The organism is Streptomyces nigrescens, from assembly GCF_027626975.1.
Lineage (GTDB): Bacteria > Actinomycetota > Actinomycetes > Streptomycetales > Streptomycetaceae > Streptomyces > Streptomyces nigrescens.
The window spans coordinates 7,443,311-7,464,958 of record NZ_CP114203.1 but is presented as its reverse complement, the minus strand read 5'-3'; the positions used below and the strand labels follow the sequence as shown (position 1 = coordinate 7,464,958).

Annotated in this window: 22 protein-coding genes; 4 read left to right on the top strand and 18 right to left on the bottom strand. The window is 69.5% G+C overall.

From position 1 onward, the window contains the following. Positions 1-118: 118 nt before the first annotated feature. The 8 genes from STRNI_RS33045 to STRNI_RS33010 all read right to left on the bottom strand — a co-directional run bounded on the left by STRNI_RS33045 (position 119) and on the right by STRNI_RS33010 (position 6,930). Positions 119-322: a hypothetical protein gene (locus tag STRNI_RS33045; RefSeq protein ID WP_159489999.1), complete on the bottom strand. Its 204-nt coding sequence runs from the start codon at positions 320-322 to the stop codon at positions 119-121. Between the two features lie 16 nt (positions 323-338). Further along, positions 339-593: a hypothetical protein gene (locus tag STRNI_RS33040; protein WP_018087764.1), complete on the bottom strand. Its 255-nt coding sequence runs from the start codon at positions 591-593 to the stop codon at positions 339-341. 67 nt (positions 594-660) lie between these two features. Continuing rightward, positions 661-1,611: a helix-turn-helix transcriptional regulator gene (locus STRNI_RS33035; protein WP_159490001.1), complete on the bottom strand. Its 951-nt coding sequence runs from the start codon at positions 1,609-1,611 to the stop codon at positions 661-663. A 16-nt stretch (positions 1,612-1,627) separates the two neighbouring features. After that, positions 1,628-2,596 (bottom strand): helix-turn-helix transcriptional regulator, encoded by a 969-nt coding sequence (locus tag STRNI_RS33030; protein ID WP_093647812.1) that lies wholly within the window; start codon positions 2,594-2,596, stop codon positions 1,628-1,630. Between the two features lie 138 nt (positions 2,597-2,734). Next, positions 2,735-3,109: an FKBP-type peptidyl-prolyl cis-trans isomerase gene (locus STRNI_RS33025; protein ID WP_018087767.1), complete on the bottom strand. Its 375-nt coding sequence runs from the start codon at positions 3,107-3,109 to the stop codon at positions 2,735-2,737. 68 nt (positions 3,110-3,177) lie between these two features. Further along, positions 3,178-4,164, bottom strand: coding sequence for an FKBP-type peptidyl-prolyl cis-trans isomerase (locus tag STRNI_RS33020; protein ID WP_018087768.1), 987 nt, complete (start codon positions 4,162-4,164; stop codon positions 3,178-3,180). A 135-nt stretch (positions 4,165-4,299) separates the two neighbouring features. Beyond that, positions 4,300-5,661: a Pup--protein ligase gene (gene pafA / locus STRNI_RS33015; protein WP_018087769.1), complete on the bottom strand. Its 1,362-nt coding sequence runs from the start codon at positions 5,659-5,661 to the stop codon at positions 4,300-4,302. Between the two features lie 9 nt (positions 5,662-5,670). Continuing rightward, positions 5,671-6,930, bottom strand: a complete 1,260-nt coding sequence (locus tag STRNI_RS33010) for an MFS transporter (protein ID WP_159490005.1) — start codon at positions 6,928-6,930, stop codon at positions 5,671-5,673. 114 nt (positions 6,931-7,044) lie between these two features. Between STRNI_RS33010 and STRNI_RS33005 the strand changes: the two genes are divergently transcribed. Next, a complete protein-coding gene (locus STRNI_RS33005) occupies positions 7,045-8,157 on the top strand; it encodes a LacI family DNA-binding transcriptional regulator (protein ID WP_277412543.1) in 1,113 nt (370 codons plus the stop codon). Between the two features lie 48 nt (positions 8,158-8,205). Here the strand turns inward: STRNI_RS33005 and prcA are convergent, their stop codons facing one another. From prcA to arc, 6 genes are all read right to left on the bottom strand, one after another. Further along, positions 8,206-9,048 (bottom strand): proteasome subunit alpha, encoded by an 843-nt coding sequence (gene prcA / locus STRNI_RS33000; RefSeq protein WP_159490009.1) that lies wholly within the window; start codon positions 9,046-9,048, stop codon positions 8,206-8,208. A gap of 90 nt (positions 9,049-9,138) precedes the next feature. Then, complete coding sequence (gene prcB, locus STRNI_RS32995) at positions 9,139-9,984, bottom strand: proteasome subunit beta (RefSeq protein WP_026169298.1); 846 nt, start codon at positions 9,982-9,984, stop codon at positions 9,139-9,141. Beyond that, positions 9,936-10,232 carry an endonuclease domain-containing protein gene (locus tag STRNI_RS41710; protein WP_037740638.1) on the bottom strand — a complete coding sequence of 99 codons (297 nt, stop codon included), beginning with the start codon at positions 10,230-10,232 and terminating at the stop codon, positions 9,936-9,938. The genes prcB and STRNI_RS41710 overlap by 49 nt, the downstream gene beginning before the upstream one ends. A 173-nt stretch (positions 10,233-10,405) precedes the next feature. Beyond that, positions 10,406-10,624, bottom strand: a complete 219-nt coding sequence (locus tag STRNI_RS32985) for a ubiquitin-like protein Pup (protein ID WP_018087774.1) — start codon at positions 10,622-10,624, stop codon at positions 10,406-10,408. 189 nt (positions 10,625-10,813) lie between these two features. Then, positions 10,814-12,325, bottom strand: a complete 1,512-nt coding sequence (gene dop, locus STRNI_RS32980) for a depupylase/deamidase Dop (RefSeq protein ID WP_078518490.1) — start codon at positions 12,323-12,325, stop codon at positions 10,814-10,816. A gap of 276 nt (positions 12,326-12,601) precedes the next feature. Next, positions 12,602-14,368, bottom strand: a complete 1,767-nt coding sequence (gene arc, locus STRNI_RS32975) for a proteasome ATPase (protein ID WP_018087776.1) — start codon at positions 14,366-14,368, stop codon at positions 12,602-12,604. A gap of 249 nt (positions 14,369-14,617) precedes the next feature. Here arc and STRNI_RS32970 point away from each other — a divergent pair, with 249 nt between their 5' ends. Then, a complete protein-coding gene (locus tag STRNI_RS32970) occupies positions 14,618-14,911 on the top strand; it encodes a ferredoxin (protein ID WP_018087777.1) in 294 nt (97 codons plus the stop codon). A 47-nt stretch (positions 14,912-14,958) separates the two neighbouring features. Here the strand turns inward: STRNI_RS32970 and STRNI_RS32965 are convergent, their stop codons facing one another. The 3 genes from STRNI_RS32965 to STRNI_RS32955 form a co-directional block, all read right to left on the bottom strand. Continuing rightward, complete coding sequence (locus STRNI_RS32965; protein WP_274740435.1) at positions 14,959-15,537, bottom strand: hypothetical protein; 579 nt, start codon at positions 15,535-15,537, stop codon at positions 14,959-14,961. Between the two features lie 202 nt (positions 15,538-15,739). Beyond that, positions 15,740-16,666: a tRNA (adenine-N1)-methyltransferase gene (locus STRNI_RS32960; protein WP_018087779.1), complete on the bottom strand. Its 927-nt coding sequence runs from the start codon at positions 16,664-16,666 to the stop codon at positions 15,740-15,742. A gap of 105 nt (positions 16,667-16,771) precedes the next feature. Then, entirely contained in the window at positions 16,772-18,034 is a 1,263-nt protein-coding gene (locus tag STRNI_RS32955; RefSeq protein ID WP_018087780.1) for a site-2 protease family protein, read from the bottom strand. Between the two features lie 175 nt (positions 18,035-18,209). On the opposite strand from STRNI_RS32955, the gene STRNI_RS32950 reads away from it, so the two are divergent. Beyond that, complete coding sequence (locus STRNI_RS32950; protein ID WP_277412542.1) at positions 18,210-19,187, top strand: RecB family exonuclease; 978 nt, start codon at positions 18,210-18,212, stop codon at positions 19,185-19,187. A 13-nt stretch (positions 19,188-19,200) separates the two neighbouring features. Continuing rightward, on the top strand, positions 19,201-19,872 hold the full coding sequence (locus STRNI_RS32945) for a response regulator (protein ID WP_018087782.1): 672 nt from the start codon (positions 19,201-19,203) through the stop codon (positions 19,870-19,872). A 107-nt stretch (positions 19,873-19,979) separates the two neighbouring features. On the opposite strand, the gene STRNI_RS32940 is transcribed toward STRNI_RS32945, so the two are convergent. Continuing rightward, positions 19,980-21,578: an ABC transporter substrate-binding protein gene (locus STRNI_RS32940; protein WP_018087783.1), complete on the bottom strand. Its 1,599-nt coding sequence runs from the start codon at positions 21,576-21,578 to the stop codon at positions 19,980-19,982. Positions 21,579-21,648: the final 70 nt, after the last annotated feature.

Below are 21,648 nucleotides of genomic sequence, written 5' to 3'. Positions count from 1 at the left end.
GCCGGGCAATGCCCGTGCATCTTCCGAATTGCCTCGACCGCCGCGCTGTGTGAACCGCAGAGGAAGCCTACCCTTCTGCCCTCCGCCGGAGCAGACCGCGCAGCCCGGCGGCAACATCTCAGTCCCGGCCGGCCTCGTGCACCCGGGAGGCGAGCGGCAGCGCCGCCCGCTCCAGGTCCTCGCTGGCCTGCTGGATCCGCTCCGAGGTCGCCCCGACCTGGCGGGCCAGACGCCGTACTTCGACGAAGACGCGGACGGCGAGGGCGCCGAGCACGGCGATCCCGGCGAAGCCTAGGGCGATTGCGATCATGGGCCAGAGCATGGCACGAGCCTATCGGTCAGCCCGTGTGCAGCCGCAGCGTGCGGACCCCTCCGCCGGTGAGCAGCTCGATGATCCGCTCGCCGGCCGGTTTGCGCACCGCGCGGCGGCAGTCGGGGCAGGTGAAGGAGTAGAAGGTGGTGCGGCTGCTGCCGCCGATCGCCAGCCGGAAGGCGTCCGAGGCCAGTTCGAAGCGGCCCCGGCAGTCCGGGCAGGCCGTCTTGAAGAGCACCGGAGCGCTCATGCCCGCCAAGGTGGTGGTCACCATCGTCATCCTTCGCTGCCTCGTCCTTCGCCCTGCGCCGGACGCTGCGCCCGGCATGCCGCCCGGCCCGCCGCGCTCACTCGCCGTACGCCGCGAGGGCCTGCTCGGCGGCCTGCCGCGCGCTGTCCGCGAGGGCCCGCGGCGCCACGATCCGGCCGTCGCGGCCCAGCCGCAGGGCCAGCCGCCGCAGCGAGGCCGGGTCGGGGGTGCGCAGGGTGATACGCAGCCCGCCGTCGGGGAGCTCATCGGCGCTGTCGTGCGGGTAGTACTCGGCGACCCAGCGGCCGCCGGGCCCGACCTCGATGGAGACCTCGGGGTCCTCGGCCGCGGGCTGCACCAGGCCCTCCGACAGATCACGCAGCTCGACCGGGGGCGGATCGGCGGGCGCGTCCAGCAGCTTGATCTCGGCGACGCGGTCGAGCCGGAAGGTGCGCCGGGCCTCCGAGAGCCGGCACCACGCCTCCATGTAGGTGTGGCCGACGGCGAAGAGCCGGATCGGGTCCACCTCGCGCTCGGTCAGCTCGTCGCGGGCCGGGGAGTAGTAGCGCAGCCACAGCCGGCGCCGCTCGGCGATGGCGCGGTCCACATCGGCGAACACCCCGCCCTCGGATTCGAAGGTCACCGAGAGCCGGGAGCTGGCGCCTGCCGCCTCTCCGGCCGCCGCCTCCAGCTTGGCGGTGGCCCGCAGCAGCGCCTGCCGGTCGCCCTCGCGCAGTCCGGGCAGGGTGGCCACCGCGCGGGCCGCGACCAGCAGGGCGGTCGCCTCGTCGGCGGCCAGCCGCAGCGGCTCGGCGACATCGTCGGGGTTGTGCCACCAGATGCGGTCGCCGTCGGTGTCGATGTCCAGGAGGTCCCCGCCGCGGAAGCTCGTTCCGCACATCGGCAGGACATCGAGGTCGGCGATCAGCTCGTCCTCGGTGATGCCGAAGGCACGGGCGACGTCGCCGACGCGGGCGCCGGGGCGCTCGCGGAGGTAGGTCACCAGGGACAGCATCCGGCGGGTCTGGTCGATCGCGTTCGTCGCCATGGGTCTCGTATCCCTCTCAGCCCTTGGCCACGGCACGCAGCCGGTCGATGACATCGGCGCGCAGTTCCGCGGGTTCCAGTACGACCACGTCGGGGCCGAACTCCACGAGCCAGGCGTCGAGTCCGTGCCCGTTGGGGATCTCCAGCTCGTCCCAGCCGTCGCCGAGTTCGCGGAGGGTGAGCGCACGGGCGCGCAGCGGATATCCGTGTTCGGCCCGCAGCTTGATCCTGGCGGTGCCGGTGGCGGTCTCGCCGGCCCAGCTCTCGACGGTCTCGCGGACGGTGACGTGATCGGGCACCGGCGCGGTGAACGCCCCTTGCCGGGAACGGACCTTGCCGGTGATCCGGGAGAGCCGGAAGACCCGCTCGGCCTTGCGCTCACGGTCCCAGCCGGCGACATACCAGTGGCCCCGCCAGCATTCGAGGATCCAGGGTTCGACCTGCCGCTGCTCGGGGTGGGCGGCGGTCGACTTGCGGTAGTCGAAGACGACGGGGCGGCGGTCGCGGCAGGCCAGCATCAGCGGCTCGAAGGCGGCCTCGTGGGCGGGGATACGGGGTTCGAGCGCGCTGTGCGGCTGTCCGGCGTCGTAGTCGGCACCGTCCGCGGCCAGCGGCATACCGGCCGCGCGCAGCTTCTGGAGCGCGCCGCTGGCGGCTCCCGCCAGCCGGGCCTGCTGCCAGATCTTGGCGGCGAGGCCCAGGGCGGCGGCCTCCTCGGCGTCCAGCGTGATCGGGGGCAGACGGTTGCTGTCGCGGCGGGCGAGATAGCCGATGTCGCCCTCGATGCCCTCGACGGTCTCGATGACGAGGCCCAGCTCGCGCAGATCGTCCTTGTCCCGCTCGAACATGCGGTTGAACGAGTCGTCGCTGCTCGCCTCGATGTAGGCCTCGATGGACGACCGCAGTTCACGTTTGGTCAGCGGGCGTCGCGTCCCCAGCAGGCACAGCGCCAGATTCATCAGCCGCTCGGCCTTGGCAATGGCCATCGACGCCCTTTCTCGTTGAACTCCCGATCGTTGACCGTACCGCTCGGGGTGGTCAGGGCAAAAGCCGAGGGCCCGTGCCATCGCGGCACGGGCCCTCGGTACGTCACCGGCGGTCGCGCACGGCGACCGGCGACGGTCTCAGACGGAGACCAGGTCGCAGACGAAGATCAGCGTCTCGCCCGGGGCGATCCGGCCGCCGCCGGCGCCACGGTCGCCGTACGCCAGGTGCGCGGGGATGGTCAGCCGACGGCGGCCGCCGACCTTCATGCCCTGCACGCCCTGGTCCCAGCCTGCGATGACCTGGCCGGCGCCCAGCTGGAACTGCAGCGGCTTGCCGCGGTTCCAGCTGGCGTCGAACTCCTCGCCGGTGCTGAACGACACACCGACGTAGTGGACGGAGACGGTGTCCCCGGCCTTGGCGACCGGCCCGTCGCCCTCCGTCAGGTCCACGATCTCGAGCTCGGTGGGAGCCGGGCCCTCAGGAAAGTCGATCTCGGGCTTGTCGATGCTCACGGATGTGCTCCTACTTACGAATCTTTACGATTACCGGGCCAGTCTTGCAGATCTTGCGAGGGCAGCCGTCAGACCGTGCCGACGATGTCGACCGAGAAGACCAGGGTGTTCTTCGCCAGCTCGTGCTGCGGGCTCGCGCCGTAGCCCAGCTTCGGCGGGATCACGATCTCCACCCGGTCACCGACGTGCTTGCCGACCAGCGCCTTGTCCCAGCCCTGGACGACCTGCCCGGTACCGATCTGGAACGCGGTCGCGCCACCGTGGTCCCAGGACGAGTCGAACTTCTTGCCGTCCTCCCACTTCACCCCGGTGTACTGCGCGATCAGCCCGTCACCGGCCTTGACCTCGGGGCCCTTGCCCTTGACCAGCACCTGCTCCTTGAGGTCCTTCGGGGCCTTCTCACCCTTGGGGACCTCGATCTTCGCGGCCTTCCCATCCGGAGCCGTCACCTCGGGCAGACCGTCCTCCGGCTCCGCCTGCTCGCCCTCGGCCTTCGCCTTCTTGTCGACCTTCTTCGCCCCGACGACGTCGACGACCCACACCAGGCCATCCTCCGGCTTGATCCCGGCCTGCGGGTTCAGGCCCGCGCCGATCAGCGCCTTGGCGGTGCCCTCGACCTCGAAGCGGCTGCCGACCTTCTGCCCGGCGACCGCGGACAGCACCTTCGGCGGCAGCATCTGCTGGGTCATCTGGTCGGTGACCTCGCTGACGACCTGGGTACGCGGCCCGCCCGGCTTGCTCCCGGGCTGCGGGGTCCAGCTGCCACCCAGGTTCTGGCCCTTCATCGACTTCGCCTCGAAGTCCAGCCGGACCAGATCGCCCTTCTTGACCGTGTCGCCCTTGCCCTCGATGAGGGTCTTGGTGACGGCCTTGTCGGACGGCTTGGCGCCCTTCGGCACCGTGATCTTGGGCTTCTCCCCTGCCTTGCCCTCGACCTTGGCGACCGCTCCGCCCGACGCGCCCTTGCCGTCGTCGGACCCGCAGGCGGCGGTGAACAGCAGGATGGGCACGGTCAGCGCGACGGCGGCGCGACGGGTGTTCTTCGTGAGGTTCATTCGTCCAACTCGGGCTCGTGGGGTGGGTGGGCAATGCCCGCCACTCTACGACCTGTGCCGCCGGACGTTTCCCTGCACAACACGGCAATGTGCCGGGAGCTCCGGCTCCCGGCACACCACCGCATTCCCCGCGGGTCACATACCTGCGATCAGCTTCTCCACCCGGTCGTCCACGGAACGGAACGGGTCCTTGCACAGCACCGTGCGCTGCGCCTGGTCATTGAGCTTGAGATGCACCCAGTCGACCGTGAAATCGCGGCGCTGCTCCTGCGCCCGGCGAATGAAGTCCCCGCGCAGCCTGGCACGGGTGGTCTGCGGCGGCACCGACTTGCCCTCGAAGATCTTCAAGTCATTGCAGATCCGCGCCGCCTGCCCCTTCCGCTCCAGGAGGTAATAAAGCCCCCGGCGACGGTGGATGTCGTGATACGCGAGGTCTATCTGCGCCACTCGTGGGTGGGACATGGTGATGTTGTTCTTTGTGCGGTATCGCTCGATGAGCTGATGTTTCATCACCCAGTCGATCTCGGTCGAGATACGGTCGAGCTCCTCGTCCCGGATCGCTTCGAGCGTACGGCCCCACAGTTCGAGGACCCGCTCGACGGTGCCCGTACGGATTCCGCGGCGGTCGCAGAAATCCACGGCCTTTTCGTAGTACTCCTGCTGGACCTCCAGCGCCGACGCCTCGCGCCCGCTGGCCAGCCGCACCTTGCGCTGACCGGTGATGTCATGGCTGACCTCGCGGATGGCCCGGATCGGGTTCTCCAGCGTCAGATCGCGCATGACCGTGCCCGCCTCGATCATGCGCAGTACGAGATCGGTGGCGCCGACCTTCAGCATCATGGTCGTCTCGGACATGTTGGAGTCGCCGACGATGACATGGAGCCGGCGATAGCGCTCGGCGTCCGCATGCGGTTCATCGCGGGTATTGATGATGGGCCGGGAGCGGGTCGTCGCCGAGGAGACGCCCTCCCAGATGTGCTCCGCACGCTGACTGACGCAGTAGACGGCGCCCCGCGGAGTCTGCAGCACCTTGCCCGCGCCGCACAGCAGCTGACGGGTGACAAGGAACGGAATGAGGATGTCCGCGAGCCGGGAGAACTCACCGTGGCGGGCGACGAGATAATTCTCGTGGCAGCCGTAGGAGTTTCCCGCCGAATCGGTGTTGTTCTTGAAGAGATAGACGTCGCCCGCGATTCCCTCCTCGTGCAGGCGGCGTTCGGCGTCGACGAGCAGGCCTTCGAGAATGCGCTCGCCGGCCTTGTCGTGCGTGACCAGTTCGGTCACGTTGTCGCACTCGGGAGTTGCATATTCCGGGTGCGAACCCACGTCCAAGTACAGGCGGGCGCCGTTCCGCAGGAAGACATTGCTGCTGCGGCCCCATGACACGACACGGCGGAAGAGGTACCGCGCCACTTCGTCAGGCGACAGTCGGCGCTGTCCCCTGAACGTGCACGTGACGCCGTACTCGTTCTCCAGCCCGAAAATGCGGCGGTCCATGACTGAACATTACGCCTGATGGCCTGCTCTGAAACCGGGTTCGACGGTCCCGTTTCGATCATTTTCCGCCGTGGACCCATCAGGCGTAGGCCGCACGGGATCGCCAAGGAATCGCTTCGTCGACAAAAGGACGAGCAGCGCGGCGATCCCACCGGCACCGGCCACCGCGAAGCCCGCGACCGCGCCGCCGCCCTCCACCGCCGGACCCACCACCGAGGCACCCAACGCCGACCCCACGCCGAACGTCGTCACCAGCCAGGAAAACGCCTCCGTCACCGTGCCCTTGGGCGCGTGCCGGTCCACCACCACGAACGCGCAGGCCAGCGCCGGCGCCAGGAACACACCGGCGACACCGGTCAGCGCCGTCATCCCGACGACGCCCGGCACCAGCACCAGCGGCAGATACCCCAGTGCCAGCAGGGCGACCAGCAGCCGCAGCCGGCTCTCCGGCCGTCCCGGCCACTCCCGGGAGCCGTAGACGAGACCGCCGGCCAGCGCACCGACACCGAGCGCGGACAACAGCGCGCTGGAGACCATCCCCCCGCCGTGCTCATCGGCGTACGCCACCGCCGCGACCGCGATCGACCCCATCGCCAGCCCCACGAAGAAGAACGCCCCGATCAGCACCAGCAGCCCGGCCGAACGCAACGCCCCCAGCCAGTGCGCCTCACGGGGCCCGCTGCGCCACCGCCGGGACGGCCCGGAGACGACGACGGAGAGCGCGCCGAGCACCCCGATCAGGTTGATCACCAGCAGCGCCATCCCCTCCGACCATGCCGCCACGCACAGCGTCACCAGCAACGGCCCCACGGCGAACATGACTTCCTGCGCCACCGCGTCCAGCGCATAGGCGGCGTGCACCCGGTCCTCGCGCTTGAGGACACCGGGCCACAGCGCCCGCAGACCGCCCTCCAGGGGCGGGGTGAAGAAACCGGCGATCACCATGGCGGCGTAGGCGAGCCACAGCACATCCAGGCCGACGGCCGCCAGCAGCGCCATGCCGAGCGCCGAGAGCACCGAGGCGGGCAGCATCACCCGCGGCTGTCCGTAGAGGTCCACGGCCCGGCCGAGCAGCGGCTGGCCGATGGCGTTGCAGACGCCGTAAACCGCGGAGAGCGCACCGGCCAGGGCGTAGCTGCCACCCTCGGCGCGTGCGAAGAGGACCACGGCCAGCGCCGCGGTGGCGTTCGGCAGCCTGCCGACCAGCGTCCCCGCCAGGAGCCGGGCGGCATGCCGGGTCCTGAGAAGCTCCGCGTATCCCGCGGCCATGCGCGCCCCTTTCCTGCCCGGCCGAACCGGACGTGTTACGTATAACTGCCGCCGTCATACGTACCATGTCCACCACCCGCCGTCCACCCGCGGACATGAGGAGCAAGACAGCCGGTGACCAGCAACGAGGCCGCACCACCTCCCGGTGCGAACACCGGAGCGGCCGGCGCCGCGCCCCCTGGCAGGCCGGCCGCCGCCCGCGTCACCAGCCGGGACGTGGCCCGCGCCGCCGGGGTCTCCCAGGCCGCCGTCTCGCTCGTCCTGGGCGACAAATGGCGCGGCCGGGTCTCCCCCGGCAAGGCGGAGGCCGTACGCACCGCCGCCCGTGAGCTGGGCTACCGGCCCAACCTCGCCGCCCGCAGCCTGCGGATGGGCCGCACCCGTACGGTGCTGCTGGTCGTCCCCGTCCTGACCACGGAATTCTTCGCCCGCGTCTACACCGGCGCGGCCCGGGCGGCCGCCGACCACGGCTTCGGCGTCGTCCTGTACCCCTCCCCCGAAGGCATCGGCCCCGCCCGCAACCCGTTCGACTCCGCCGCGGCCACCCTGGACGGAGTGATCGCCTCGTCCATGGCCGCCGAGGCACTCACCGCGCTCCGGGACGCCGATCTGCCCCTGGTCATGCTGGACAGCGACCCCGGCGACGACCGGGCCGACGCCACCGTCAACCTCGATATCGCCGACGGCGCACGACAGTTGATTGGCCATCTGAGCGCCCTCGGCCACCGCCGGATCACCCACCTCGCGGCCGATGTCCCGTCCTGGACCTTCGAGCTGCGCGCCCGCGCCGTCGCCGACAGCCTCCACGGCGTCCCCGGCGCTGCGCTGCGCCGGCAGCCGACCGCCCTGAGTGTCGATGCCGGGCTGCACGCCGCACACGCCGCGCTCACCGGGCCCGGCCCCCGCCCCACGGCGTTGCTCTGCGACGACGACATCATCGCCGCGGGCGCCTGCAAGGCCGTCCGCCGTCTGGGCCTGCGCGTCCCCGAGGACGTCTCCGTCACCGGCTTCGACGATCTGGCCCTGGCCGTCGCCGTGGAACCGGAGCTGACGACCGTACGGCTGCCCGCGGAGGAGTTCGGCGAGGCCGGGATGCGGGCCCTGATGACGGTGCTCGACGGCCGCCCGGCGGACACCCCCACCCTGCCCGTGGAACTGGTCCCCCGCGGCTCCACCGCCCCGCCCGTGGACGCCCCCGGCAATGCCGCGCGCCCCGGCGGGAAGTGACCCACCGGGGCGCGTGAACCGGGCCTCGGGCCCGGAAGCGGTACCTCGTCAGAGCTTGGGGCCGGACTCCCCCTCGGAGTCGTCCTTCCCCTTGCCGCCCTTACTGCCCTTGCCGCCGGCGCCCTCGTCGGACGCCCCGGCCGCACCGGCATCGGCGTCCGCGTCCGCCGCCGGCTCCTCGGCGCCCGCGGCGTGCTCGTCCAGGAGCCGCGACAGCTGCCGCCCCAGGATCCGCTTGAACTTGCGCTGCTGCGGTCGCGTGCGGTCCAGGGTGGCGACCTCGAGCTGCTCGGCGGTCAGCGTGCGCTCACCGCCGTTGGTGTCCCGCGACAGCGAGTCCACCGCCAGCTTCAGCGCCTCGGCCAGCGTCATTCCGTCGCGGTGCCGCTGGTCGAGGTAGCTGCTGATCTGATCGGCATTGCCGCCGACGGCCACCGAGCCGTGCTCGTCCACGATCGAGCCGTCGTGCGGCAGCCGGTAGATCTGGTCGTCCTCGGGCGCGCTGCCGACCTCGGCGACGATCAGCTCGACCTCGTACGGCTTCTCGGCGGCGCTGGAGAAGATCGTGCCGAGCGTCTGGGCGTAGACGTTCGCCAGACCGCGCGCGGTCACGTCCTCCCGGTCGTAGGTGTAACCCCGCAGATCGGCATAGCGCACACCGCCGATCCGCAGATTCTCGAACTCGTTGTATTTGCCGACGGCAGCGAAGGCGATCCGGTCATAGATCTCGCTGACCTTGTGCAGGGCGCGGGAGGGATTCTCGGCGACGAATACCACGCCGTCGGTGTATTGCAGCACCACGACACTGCGGCCGCGCGCGATGCCCTTGCGGGCGTATTCGGCGCGATCGGCCATGGCCTGCTGGGGTGAGACATAGAACGGCGTCGACACCGGCTATCCGTCCCTTCCTGTCAAGAGCTCTCTCAGTGGCTGGGGGCACACCCAGCGGGAGCTGGGGAGCATTGCGGAACATCCGTCCCGTCAGAGCAACGCGGCGCGCGGACCGTCGGGCTGTTCCAGGCGGCGCTCATGAATGGCCCGGGCGATCTCCGAGACCTCGGCCTCGGTCAGCTTCTTGAAGCCGTCCTCGGTGATCACCGTGACGATGGGGTAGATCCGCCGTGCCATGTCCGGGCCGCCGGTCGCCGAGTCGTCGTCCGCGGCGTCATAGAGCGCCTGGACGACGGCCATGGCGGCCTGATTCTCCGTGAAGTCCTCCTGGAAGAGCTTCTTCAGCGCGCTGCGCGCGAAGAGCGAGCCGGAGCCCGTCGCCGCGAAGCCCTGCTCCTCCGAGCGCCCGCCGGTCACGTCGTACGAGAAGATACGGCCCTTCTCGCGGTCCAGGTCATAGCCGGCGAACAACGGCACCACGGCCAGTCCCTGCATGGCCATCCCGAGATTGCTGCGAATCATCGTCGACAGACGATTCGCCTTGCCCTCCAAGGAGAGTTGGGCACCCTCGACCTTCTCGAAGTGCTCCAGCTCCAGCTGGAAGAGCTTGACCATCTCCACCGCGAGGCCTGCCGTGCCCGCGATGCCGACCGCCGAATACTCGTCGGCCGGGAAAACCTTCTCGATATCACGCTGCGCAATGACATTGCCCATGGTCGCCCGCCGGTCACCGGCGAGCACGACGCCCCCGGGGAACGCCGCGGCAACGATCGTCGTGCCGTGCGGCGCCTCGATGGCACCCTGCACCGGCGGCAACGGGCGATTGCCCGGCAGCAGATCGGGCGAGTGCTCGCCGAGGAAATCCATGAACGACGAGGATCCAGGCGTCAGGAAGGCAGCTGGTAGACGCCCGGTGCTTCGAGTATTGGCTTCCACACGTTTCCTTCCAGATATGCGATGGCCCTGCGCATGGCGTCGGGGTCATCCCTCAACTTGCCGAGTGCCGAGTTGCAGTTGATGCACCGTACGCCTCGGACCTTACCCGTATCGGGGGTGTGATCCACATGTCCGGGGCCCTGCGGGAGACGGACCGGGCGGATACCGGCCGCTCCTTGATCATCGCGCCCCGCCCGGCGGCGCCCCCGGCCGCCGGAACCAGCGGTCCGGCTTTCCGTGCACGGCATTCCTCGCCGCTGCGGCGACGCCCTGCCGTGGCGAATTCCGGGGCATACGGCCCGCCGGAGCCCCGGCGGCCATCGGACCTCCCCGGATGCGGCCCGAAGGCTGCGCGCGGTCATTCGGTTCCGCACCGCGCGCAACGCTCCGGCCCCCCTGAAGCGGACATGTCCGGTCTGCTCTACTGTCCGCCCTTTTGCACGAAGCTCCGAACGAAGTCCTCGGCGTTCTCTTCGAGCACGTCATCGATTTCGTCCAGGACGGAATCCACGTCGTCCGACAACTTTTCCTGGCGTTCCTTGAGGTCTTCCGAGGCCTCCGCGTCCTGCGTCTGCTCCTCGACCTCTTCGGTGGAACGCGTGGCCTTGGCCTGTCCGCCGCCGCTGTCCTTGGTCGCCATGTCCCTCACCCCGCTCGGTTCGCCCCGCTCGATGTGACCTTCAAGATCCGACCCTACAAGCAGGGCCCGACATCGGCCCTGCACTTGCTGCAACGCCCGGGAGTCACCTCGATGATTCCCGCCCCGCGACGATTTCAGCCGTGCATCGGCCACGGATCGCCACAAATTTTGTCGTGCACCTGCCGCGGCTCAGCGACCGGAGAGCGTCCTGACCAGCTCCTCTGCGGTACGACAGCGGTCAAGGAGCTCCTTGACGTGCTTACGGGTCCCCCGCAGCGGCTCCAGTGTGGGAACCCGTTGCAGGGAGTCACGACCGGGCAGATCGAAGATGACCGAATCCCATGAGGCCGCCGCGACATCGTCCGCGTACTGCTCCAGGCAGCGACCGCGGAAGTACGCCCTGGTGTCCTCCGGGGGCTTCTCCTCGGCCCGTGTGACGTCCGGCTCGTCCAGGAGCCGCTTCATCTTGCCGCGGGCCGCCAGACGGTTGTACAGGCCCTTCTCGGGGCGCACGTCCGCGTACTGCAGGTCGATGAGGTGCAGCCGCGCCGAGTCCCAGTCCAGGCCGTCACGGCGCCGGTAGCCCTCCATGAGCTCCCGCTTGGCGACCCAGTCCAGCTCGCCGGACAGGCTCATCGGATCGTTCTCCAGCCGGCCGAGCACGTCCTCCCACCTGGTCAGGACGTCCTTGGTCTGATCGTCCGCATCCGCTCCGTAACGGTCCTCGACATATTTACGGGCCAGCTCGAAGTACTCCATTTGGAGCTGTACCGCGGTGAGCGTACGGCCGCTGCGGAGCGTGATCAGGTGTTGCAGGGTGGGGTCGTGGGAGACCTGGTGGAGGGTGCGGACGGGCTGGTCGATGGCCAGATCGACGGCGATGAAACCGTCCTCGATCATGGAGAGCACCAGAGAGGTGGTGCCCAGCTTCAGATACGTCGAGATCTCGGAGAGGTTGGCGTCCCCGATGATCACGTGGAGCCGGCGGTACTTCTCCGCGTCGGCGTGCGGTTCGTCGCGGGTGTTGATGATGGGCCGCTTGAGCGTCGTCTCCAGGCCGACCTCCACCTCGAAGTAGTCGGCGCGCTGGCTGAGCTGGAAGCCGTGCTCATGGCCGTCCTGGCCGATACCGACCCGGCCGGCGCCGGTGACCACCTGGCGGGAGACGAAGAACGGCGTCAGGTGCCGCACGATGTCCGAGAAGGGGGTCTCCCGCTTCATCAGGTAGTTCTCGTGCGTGCCGTAGGAGGCGCCCTTGTTGTCGGTGTTGTTCTTGTAGAGGTGGATGGGCTGGGCGCCGGGGACCTGGGCGGCCCGTTCGGCGGCCTCGGCCATGATCCGCTCGCCGGCCTTGTCCCACAGGACGGCGTCACGCGGATTGGTGACCTCGGGGGCGCTGTATTCGGGGTGTGCGTGGTCGACGTAGAGCCTGGCACCGTTGGTGAGGATCACATTGGCCAGGCCGATGTCCTCGTCCGTGAGCTGGCTGGCGTCGGCGTTTTCCCGTGCGAGGTCGAAGCCGCGGGCGTCCCGCAGCGGGTTCTCCTCCTCGAAATCCCAGCGGGCACGGCGTGCCCGGTGCATCGCGGCCGCGTAGGCGTTGACGACCTGGGACGAGGTGAGCATGGCATTGGCGTTCGGGTGGCCGGGGACGGAGATCCCGTACTCCGTCTCGATTCCCATTACTCGCCGTACGGTCATGCGGCCCTCCTAGCCCGGCGGCGCCCCCGGATGGGGTCGGCGCTCAAGTACCGCTGTGCTTCCGGTCCGTGCGCGTGCCCCACGCCCGCACAGCGTGACGCAGCGGTACCGAAGAGCCTAGAACGCCTCTGCGGCGCTGGGGAGATCATTACAGTCATTGCTCCAGTCCGGTTTTCCCTGGTTCACCGCACCCTTAAGGGGAGCGGTTCTGGCGCCCCCGGAAAAGGGTCCGGCTGCGGACGCCCCGTGCAGGACATCCGCAGCCGGAGAGCGGTGTTACAGGTATTGGCCGGTATTCGCCACCGTATCGATGGAGCGACCGGTGTCTGCGCCCTGCTTTCCGGTGACCAGCGTACGGATGTATACGATCCGCTCGCCCTTCTTTCCGGAGATCCGGGCCCAGTCGTCCGGGTTGGTGGTGTTGGGCAGGTCCTCGTTCTCCTTGAACTCATCCACGCATGCCTGGAGGAGGTGGGAAACCCGAAGCCCCTTCTGATTGTGTTCGAGGAAGGCCTTGATGGCCATCTTCTTTGCGCGTCCTACGATGTTTTCGATCATCGCACCGGAGTTGAAGTCCTTGAAGTAGAGGACTTCCTTGTCACCATTGGCATAGGTGACCTCCAGGAAGCGATTCTCCTCGGATTCCGCATACATCTGCTCGACGACCGACTGGATCATTCCGCTTACCGCGGCCTTCCGCGATTCGCCGTGTTCGGCGAGATCGTCGGAGTGCAGCGGAAGCCTTTCCGTGAGGTACTTCGAGAAGATGTCCTTGGCGGCCTCCGCGTCCGGACGCTCGATCTTGATCTTCACGTCGAGACGGCCGGGGCGCAGGATCGCCGGGTCGATCATGTCCTCGCGGTTCGAGGCACCGATCACGATCACATTTTCGAGGCCCTCGACACCGTCGATCTCGGAGAGCAGCTGCGGAACGATGGTGTTCTCCACGTCCGAGCTGACGCCGGACCCCCGGGTGCGGAAGAGGGAGTCCATCTCGTCGAAGAAGACGATGACGGGGGTGCCCTCGCTCGCCTTTTCCCTGGCGCGCTGGAAGACCAGCCGGATGTGCCGCTCCGTCTCGCCGACGTACTTGTTGAGCAGCTCGGGGCCCTTGATGTTGAGGAAGAAGCTCTTCCCCGCGGGCTGCCCGGTCACCTCGGCGACCTTCTTGGCAAGGGAGTTGGCGACGGCCTTGGCGATGAGGGTCTTGCCGCAGCCGGGCGGGCCGTAGAGCAAGACACCCTTGGGCGGGCGGAGTTCGTGCTCCTTGAAGAGGTCGGGGTAGAGGTACGGAAGCTCGACCGCATCCCGGATCAGTTCGATCTGGCCGCCCAGACCGCCGATCTTGGTGTAGTCGATGTCCGGGACCTCTTCGAGGACGAGTTCCTCGACCTCGCTCTTCGGGATGACTTCGTAGACGTAGCCGGATCGGGGCTCGAGGAGCAGGGCGTCGCCGGGGCGGATGGTGATGTCCAGCAGCGGCTCGGCGAGCCTCACCACCCGTTCCTCGTCGGTGTGCCCGATCACCAGGGCGCGCTCGCCGTCCTCAAGGATCTCCTTGAGGGTGACGATGTCGCCGGCGCTCTCGAACTCCATGGCCTCGACCACGTTGAGCGCTTCATTGAGCATGACCTCTTGGCCGCGCCTGAGGTCCTCGGTCTCCACACTGGGGCTGACATTCACCCGGAGCTTTCTGCCGCCGGTGAAAATGTCGACCGTGCCGTCATCGTTCGTCTGAAGGAAGACTCCGAAGCCGGCCGGCGGCTGCGCGAGCCGGTCCACTTCCTCCTTCAGGGCGACGATCTGGTCGCGGGCCTCGCGGAGAGTATTGGCGAGACGCTCGTTCTGCGCCGAGACGCCGGCCAGGTTGGTCTGCAGCTCGACGATCCGCTCTTCGAGAATCCTCGTGTGACGCGGAGAGTCGGCGAGCTTGCGTCGCAGGACGGCGATCTCCTGCTCGAGATAGGCAACCTGGCCGGCGGGATCTTCAGACCCTCGCCCCGGCCGGATGCCGCGGTTGATGTCGTCGTCGTGGGCTGCCACGGTCCTCACCTCCTCCAAGGAGCTGGACGCTTCCTGACCCTACCTGGGCCGGTGCAGGTTGAAACCCCTAGATCGAAAAGACTGTCGGGGCGTGTCCGATCTTCACCCTTGCGCACGTCCTCACGCCAAGGGAATACCCACCCAACAACATCGGAAAGCGAGCGGTTGTATCGTCGACTTGGTCAACACCCGTCAGGGCTGGCGCCACTTAGACAAAAACGGTTCACGTACGCAGGAACGGCAGGCGAGATGACCGCACAGGACGAAGCCCCAGAGCTGGAAGTATGGATCGATCAGGATCTGTGCACCGGGGACGGCATCTGTGCGCAGTACGCGCCGGAGGTCTTCGAGCTCGACATCGACGGTCTGGCCTATGTGAAGAGCACCGATGACGAGCTGCTGCAGGACAAGGGGGCCACAACGCCCGTCCCGCTGAAGCTGCTCAATGACGTGCGGGACTCCGCGAAGGAGTGCCCCGGGGACTGCATCCACGTCCGCCGCGTCCAGGACCTCGTCGAGGTCTACGGCCCGGACGCGGAGTAGCCCCGCAGGAGCGGAATGCGCCCGGGGCGCACACACCGAGTGACCGGTCAGGCGCGGCGGGTGCTCACGGCGGCGGGGAGTTCGCTCTGGACGAACTTCCCGCCCTTCCATTGCCACTTGAGGCTCTTGCGGACGTCCGGGCAGCAGCGCGGGACGTCGCGCGTGGAGTAGCCCAGGACCGCCGCAGAGATCGCGCCATCCTTGACGGAGAGGGTTTGGACGCTGCGCTGCTGCGCGGGCGCGAGGAGTGTCGCCACGATCCGCGGGGCGGCCCGGCGCTCGGACGGCTGCGCCAGGACATAGACGCCGCTGGGCGGGGAGCCCGCCCCGGTGTGGCAGCGGACCACCGCGACGGTCTCGGCCGTACCGTCGCCGTCCAGGTCTCCGGAGGCCTTCTTCACCACGTCGAGGCGGTTGGGGCCGCAGTCGACCGGAAAGGTCACCTTGCCCGGGTCGGGGGCGGCGGAGGGGTGCCGGCCGCCGGTCGTGGCGTTGTGGGAGGTCGTGGCCGTGGCGTCGGGGGGCTGGACGAAGGACGCGGCCGCGACGACCGCCGAGATGGCGGTGGCGGTGGCGAGCCAGTGCATGGGGCGCGGCTGGGTGTGCAAGAGGTCCTGGCCTGCCATGGGCTGCACGCGGGGTAACTCCTGTGAAGTGCTGTGGCGGTGGGAGTGCCCAGCATCGTTCCACAGGAGGGGGCGCCAAGGAACCAGCAGGGCCGGAGTTTTCCGTGCAGATCCGGGGCGGAAACGCAGGGGCGCCGCCGGCGGATTCCCGTAAGGGAACTCGTCGGCGGCGCCTGGTGGTTCGATGGCCGGTTCCGGACGGTCAGCCGCGGTCGGCGGAGCCGCCTCCGGATGCCGCCGCCGCGTCCTTGCCGGGGCCGGTGTAGTCCTCGCCGTACGCGCCCTTGGCGGGGCGGCGGCGGCGCAGCGGGGGCTCGACGCCGTCGGCGAGGCGGCGGGCGGTCAGCAGGAAGCCCGTGTGGCCGATCATCCGGTGGTCGGGGCGGACGGCGAGGCCCTCGACGTGCCAGGTGCGGACCATGGTTTCCCAGGCCGACGGCTCGTTGAAGGTGCCGTGTTCGCGGATCGCCTCGACGGTGCGAGCCATCTGCGTCGTCGTCGCGACGTAGGCGCAGAGGATGCCGCCGGGGACCAGGGCCTTGGAGACGGCCTCCAGGCACTCCCAGGGGGCGAGCATGTCGAGGATGACGCGGTCGACGTCGGCGTCGGAGAGGTTGTCCTGGAGGTCACCGACGGTGAGCGTCCATGCGGGGTGCGGACCGCCGAAGTAGCGCTCCACATTCTGCGTGGCGATCTCGGCGAAGTCGGCGCGGCGCTCGTAGGAGTGCAGCATGCCGTCGTCGCCGATGGCGCGCAGCAGGAAGCTGCTGAGCGAGCCGGAGCCCACACCGGCCTCGACGACGCGGGCGCCGGGGAAGATGTCGGCCATCGCCAGGATCTGCCCCGCGTCCTTGGGGTAGACCACGGCGGCGCCGCGGGGCATGGACAGGACGTAGTCGGGGAGCAGCGGGCGCAGCGCGAGGTAGGCGACGTTCCCGGTGGTACGGACAACGCTGCCCTCGGGAGCACCGATCAGCTCGTCGTGGGGGAAGGCTCCCTTGTGGGTGTGGAAGCTTTTTCCCTCTTCGAGCGTGAAGGTGTAGTGGCGTCCCTTGGGGTCGGTGAGCTGGACCTGGTCCCCGACCTTGAAGGGCCCGCGACGGCGGGCGGCACCGGTCGGTTCGGACATGTGACCAGCCTACCGGCCCGTTGGGGCCCGGCCGACCAGTGGGCAGGGGCGGGTGGGCGGAAGCCGGCTTCGTCGCCCCCGCCCCCGGAGGCGAACCGAGCCCGGTCAAGCAGCCTTGCGGGCCATGGCGGAGACGAAGGCCCGCTCGACGTCGGCGGTGGACAGCACGCCGTAGATCTCACCGGTCTCCTCGATGACGAGGTATTCGGTGGCGGGGGTGGCCCGCAGGTATTCCAGGAGGTCCTCGCCGGCGAGTTCGGCGGAGACCCGCATACCGTCCTTGAGGTCCTGGGCGAGGGTGCCCACGGCGACCCAGGGGCGGCGGTGGTCGGGGACGCCGACGATGGCGGCCTCGCGGACGAGGGCGGTGGGTGTGCCCTGGCGGTCGACGACGACCAGGGCGCGGGCGCCGGCGTCGTTGGCGCGGCGCAGCGCCTCGGAGAGCGGGGTGTCGGTCTCGACGGGGACGGCGCGCCGGGTCAGGGTGCGGGCGGTGAGGTCGGGGAGGCGTTCGCGCAGCCGGGCCATCCGCAGGCTGTTGCCGGCGCCGGTCCAGATGATGGCGGCGAGGATCGCGGCGAGCAGCGCGTCGGTGAGCGAGTCGGCGCCGCCGATCTCGGGGCGGGCGGTGCCGAGGGCCCCGGTGTGGGTGAGCAGCGGCAGTCCGATGAGGACGGTGACGGCGAGCGCGCGGCCGACCCAGGCGGCGGCGATGGTGCCGCTCATGGGCCTGCCGGTGATCTTCCAGACGAGGGCGCGCAGCATCCGGCCGCCGTCCAGCGGGAGGCCGGGCAGCAGGTTGAAGACCGCGACGATGAGGTTGGAGATCATCAGGCCCGCGAGCAGGACACCGGGGACGGTGCCGGGCTCGACCAGCTGCATACCGGCGTAGAAGACACCGGCGAGCACGAGGGAGAGCAGCGGGCCGACGAAGGCGAGGACGAATTCCCTGCCGGGGGTCTCGCTCTCCTTCTCGATCTCCGAGACGCCGCCGAAGAACTGCAGCTGGATGCGGCGTACGGGGAGCTTGAAGCGGAGCGCGGCGACGGTGTGGGCCAGCTCGTGGACGAGCACCGAGGCGTAGAAGGCGACGGCGAAGAAGAGCGAGACCAGATAGCGGGCGGCGCCGAGCTCGGGCAGTACGCGCTCCAGCTGGCCGCCGAAGACCCAGGTGATCAGGGCCGCGACGAGGAACCAGCTGGGCGCCACGTAGACCGGTACGCCGAAGGGACGGCCCATCAGGATGCCGCCGCCGCTCCTCTTCTTGCCCGGTGTGGGTCCCTTGGGGGTCTTGTCCTTCTCGGGCGGCTCGGGCGGCTGGGGCCGCACGGACTCCTCGGGGTCCTGCGACTTCCCGCTCTCGTCCACGGCGTCCCCTCATTGAATACGGCATTCGCCCCTGCTCGGCCTGATATCTCGATCATGCAGGGCGAAGGGGTCCGCCGTCGATGGTATGCGGAGCGACCGGGCGCGGTCGGCTGCGGGGGCCCTGCGCCGGTGACCCGTCCGCGCCTGTCAGTGGCGGGCCGTAGGGTTTTGTGGCATGGGATGGAGCACGGAGCAGGCCGAGGCGGGCACACGGAGTGGGCAGAGCGGCGGCGGGCCGGGCGCGGAGGCGGCCGGGGCGGAGGCGGAGGCGGCCGGGGCGGGGGCGCGGGGCGGGGAGCAGCCACGGCCTCCGGTGGCGCTGTCGCCGTCACGGGCGAGCGATTTCATGCAGTGTCCGCTGCTCTACCGCTTCCGGGTGATCGACCGGCTGCCGGAGCAGCCGAGCGCGGCGGCGACCCGTGGCACGGTCGTGCATGCGGTGCTGGAGCGGCTCTTCGACGCCCCGGCGGCGGAGCGTACGGCGGCCGGGGCGCGGGCGATGGTGCCGGGCGAGTGGGAGAAGCTGCTCGCCAAGCGGCCGGAGCTGGCCGGGCTGTTCGCGGAGGATCCGCAGGGCGAGCGGCTGGCGGGGTGGCTGGCGGAGGCCGAGGCGCTGGTGGAGCGGTGGTTCTCGCTGGAGGACCCGACGCGTCTGGAGCCGGCGGACCGTGAGCTGTACGTGGAGACGGTGCTGGAGTCGGGGCTGCAGCTGCGCGGGTTCATCGACCGGGTGGACGTCGCGCCGACGGGCGAGGTGCGGATCGTCGACTACAAGACCGGCAAGGCGCCGCGGCCGCAGTTCGCCGAGGGCGCGCTGTTCCAGATGAAGTTCTACGCCCTGGTGATGTGGCGGCTGCGCGGTGTGGTGCCGCGGCGGCTGCAGCTGGTCTATCTGGGCAGCGGCGATGTGGTGACGTACGACCCGGACGAGGCCGATCTGCGGGGCGTGGAGCGGAAGTTGCTGGCGCTGTGGGAGGCGATCCAGCTGGCGACGGCGACCGGCGACTGGCGGCCGCGGCCGACGAAGCTGTGCGGCTGGTGCGACCACCAGGCGCACTGTCCGGAATTCGGCGGCACTCCCCCGGTGTATCCGCTCCAGGTGCGCCCGGCGGAGGGCGGTGTGCCGCCGCAGGGCAGAATGGGGGAGATCTAACGAAGGAGAGCTCGTGGCCATCCGCGTCCTGCTGGTCGACGACCAGCCCCTGTTGCGTACGGGATTCCGGATGATTCTGGAGGCGGAGCAGGATCTGGCGGTCGTCGGGGAGGCCGGTGACGGTCTCCAGGCACTGGAGCAGGTGCGGGCGCTGCAGCCCGATGTGGTGCTGATGGACATCCGGATGCCCCGGATGGACGGTGTCGAGGCGACCCGGCAGATCACCGGTCCGGCGAAGGACGGCCCGGCGAAGGTGCTGGTCCTGACGACCTTCGACCTGGACGAGTATGTCGTCGAGGCGCTGCGGGCGGGGGCGAGCGGCTTTCTGCTCAAGGACGCGCCGGCCAATGAGCTGGTGCAGGCGATCCGGGTGGTGGCGGCGGGCGAGGCGATGCTCGCACCGAGCATCACCCGTCGGCTGCTCGACAAGTACGCCGGGCATCTGCCGTCGGGCGAGGAGCCGGTGCCGGACACTCTGCACACCCTCACCGAGCGCGAGGTGGAGGTGCTGAAGCTGGTGGCCCGCGGGTTGTCGAATGCGGAGATCGCCGCGGATCTGTTCGTGAGCGAGACCACCGTCAAGACGCATGTGGGCCATGTGCTGACGAAGCTGGGGCTGCGCGACCGGGTGCAGGCGGCGGTGTACGCGTACGAGAGCGGGCTGGTGCGCCCCGGCGCGCAGTAGCCGGCCGCGCATAGCCGGCGGGGCCCTGACGGCCCGGCAGACGAACGACGGCGGGGCCGGCCCGGGAAGATTCCCCGGGCCGGCCCCGCCGTGGTGTGCGGGTCCGGTCAGGCGTCGGTCGCCTTGCTGATCTCCCAGAAACGGAAGACGGTCGAGGGGTCCAGGGTCCATTGCAGGCCGGATACCCCGTCCCGGGCCACCGCGTACTGCTTGCCCTGCCAGATCGGGATCATCGGCACGTCCTCGGCGACGATGTCCTGCAGCTCCCGGAAGTGGTCCTTGGTGGCGCCGCGGTTCGGCTGGTCGGCCGTCTTGGGCAGCAGCTGGCCGGTGATGGTGGGCGAGGTGTAGTTGTTGGCCACCACGCTGTCCTTGCCGAAGAACGGCGCGGTGAAGTTGTCGGGGTCCGGATAGTCGGGGATCCAGCCCTTGACGTAGACGCCGAACTTGCCGTCGGCCATGCCCTGCTCGTACTCCTTGGTGGGCAGGGTGCGCACCTTGGCGTCGAACAGCCCGCTGGCGTTGAGCTGTTGGGCGATCTCCTCGAAGGCCGGGACGGTGCCGGGGCCGTAGCGGTCGGGGGTGGCCCACAGCGTGAGCCGCACCTTGCCGTTGAGGCCGGCGGAGCGCAGCGCGTCCTTCGCCTTGTCGGGCTTCGGGCGGTCGCCGTAGGTGTTGAAGAAGGAGGTGCTGTGGCCCGTGATGCCGGCCGGGACGATGGAGTACAGCGGCACCGCGGTGCGCTGGTAGACGTCCCGGACGAGGGTGGAGCGGTCCAGGAGGTAGGCGATCGCCTTGCGGACGCCCAGCTTGCCGGCGACCGGGTCCTTGAGGTTGAACACCAGGTGCATGACCTCGGCGCTGGCGCCCTCCACGACCTGGGTGCCGTGCTGCTGCTCCAGCGAGGCGTTGTTCAGCGCCGCGATGTCCTTCATGGACAGACCACGGTAGGCGACATCGACATCGCCGCCCTCGACGGCCTTCTTGAGCTTGTCGGCGGCGTTGAAGAACTTCACGGTCATCCCGGAGTTCTTGACCTTGGCCGGGCCCTTGTAGGAGCCGTTGACGGCGAAGACGGCCTTCTGGGAGCTGTAGTCCTTGAGGGTGTAGACACCGGAGCCGACGGCCTTGCCATCGGTACGCAGCCGGTCGGCGGGGTACTCGGCGTGGTCGACGATGGAGCCGGCGCCCGAGGCTATCTTCATGGGGAAGGTCGCGTCGGGCGACTTGAGGTGGAAGACCACGGTCTTGGAGTCCGGGGTCTCGACCTTGTCGAGCGCGGAGAACATCACGGCGGGGCCGCTCTTGTCCTTGATGCGCCGGGTGCGGTCGAAGGAGTACTTGACGTCCTTGGACGTCAGCTTGTCGCCGTTGCTGAAGGTGAGGCCGCCCTTCAGGGTGCAGCGGTAGACCTTGCTCTCCCTGTCGGTGAAGCCGCAGCGCTCGGCGGCTTCCGGCTCGGGGGTGGTGCCTCCCTTGGGGAAGCTCAGCAGGGACTGGAAGACGTTGTTGAACAACAGCCAGGAGCCGGGCTCGTAACCGGCCGCGGGGTCGGTGGACACGACCTTGTCCGTCATTCCCATGACCACGGGCTCGCCGTTGCCGGCGGCTTCCGAGTCGTCAGTGCCGCACCCGGCGACCGCGAGCAGAGCTGTTGCCAGCCCCGCTCCGATCGGGGCGGCCAGCCACTGGTCACGCTTCCTCACTAAACGGTCCTCACGTTCTGGGTCGTGCCTGTCGGGCCGCGGCGGGGAAGCCGCGGCGGTGGTGGGGTGC

Bases quoted from the DNA above. Each gene is read 5' to 3' on its own strand.
- STRNI_RS33030 (WP_093647812.1), bottom strand. From the start codon at position 2,596: ATGGCCATTGCCAAGGCCGAGCGGCTGATGAATCTGGCGCTGTGCCTG.
- STRNI_RS33035 (WP_159490001.1), bottom strand. From the start codon at position 1,611: ATGGCGACGAACGCGATCGACCAGACCCGCCGGATGCTGTCCCTGGTG.
- STRNI_RS32985 (WP_018087774.1), bottom strand. From the start codon at position 10,624: ATGGCGACCAAGGACAGCGGCGGCGGACAGGCCAAGGCCACGCGTTCC.
- STRNI_RS33040 (WP_018087764.1), bottom strand. From the start codon at position 593: ATGACGATGGTGACCACCACCTTGGCGGGCATGAGCGCTCCGGTGCTC.
- STRNI_RS33020 (WP_018087768.1), bottom strand. From the start codon at position 4,164: ATGAACCTCACGAAGAACACCCGTCGCGCCGCCGTCGCGCTGACCGTG.
- STRNI_RS32960 (WP_018087779.1), bottom strand. From the start codon at position 16,666: ATGTCCGAACCGACCGGTGCCGCCCGCCGTCGCGGGCCCTTCAAGGTC.
- STRNI_RS33010 (WP_159490005.1), bottom strand. From the start codon at position 6,930: ATGGCCGCGGGATACGCGGAGCTTCTCAGGACCCGGCATGCCGCCCGG.
- STRNI_RS32970 (WP_018087777.1), top strand. From the start codon at position 14,618: ATGACCGCACAGGACGAAGCCCCAGAGCTGGAAGTATGGATCGATCAG.
- dop (WP_078518490.1), bottom strand. From the start codon at position 12,325: ATGACCGTACGGCGAGTAATGGGAATCGAGACGGAGTACGGGATCTCC.
- pafA (WP_018087769.1), bottom strand. From the start codon at position 5,661: ATGGACCGCCGCATTTTCGGGCTGGAGAACGAGTACGGCGTCACGTGC.
- STRNI_RS41710 (WP_037740638.1), bottom strand. From the start codon at position 10,232: ATGCCGTGCACGGAAAGCCGGACCGCTGGTTCCGGCGGCCGGGGGCGC.
- STRNI_RS32965 (WP_274740435.1), bottom strand. From the start codon at position 15,537: ATGGCAGGCCAGGACCTCTTGCACACCCAGCCGCGCCCCATGCACTGG.
- STRNI_RS33045 (WP_159489999.1), bottom strand. From the start codon at position 322: ATGCTCTGGCCCATGATCGCAATCGCCCTAGGCTTCGCCGGGATCGCC.
- STRNI_RS32950 (WP_277412542.1), top strand. From the start codon at position 18,210: ATGGGATGGAGCACGGAGCAGGCCGAGGCGGGCACACGGAGTGGGCAG.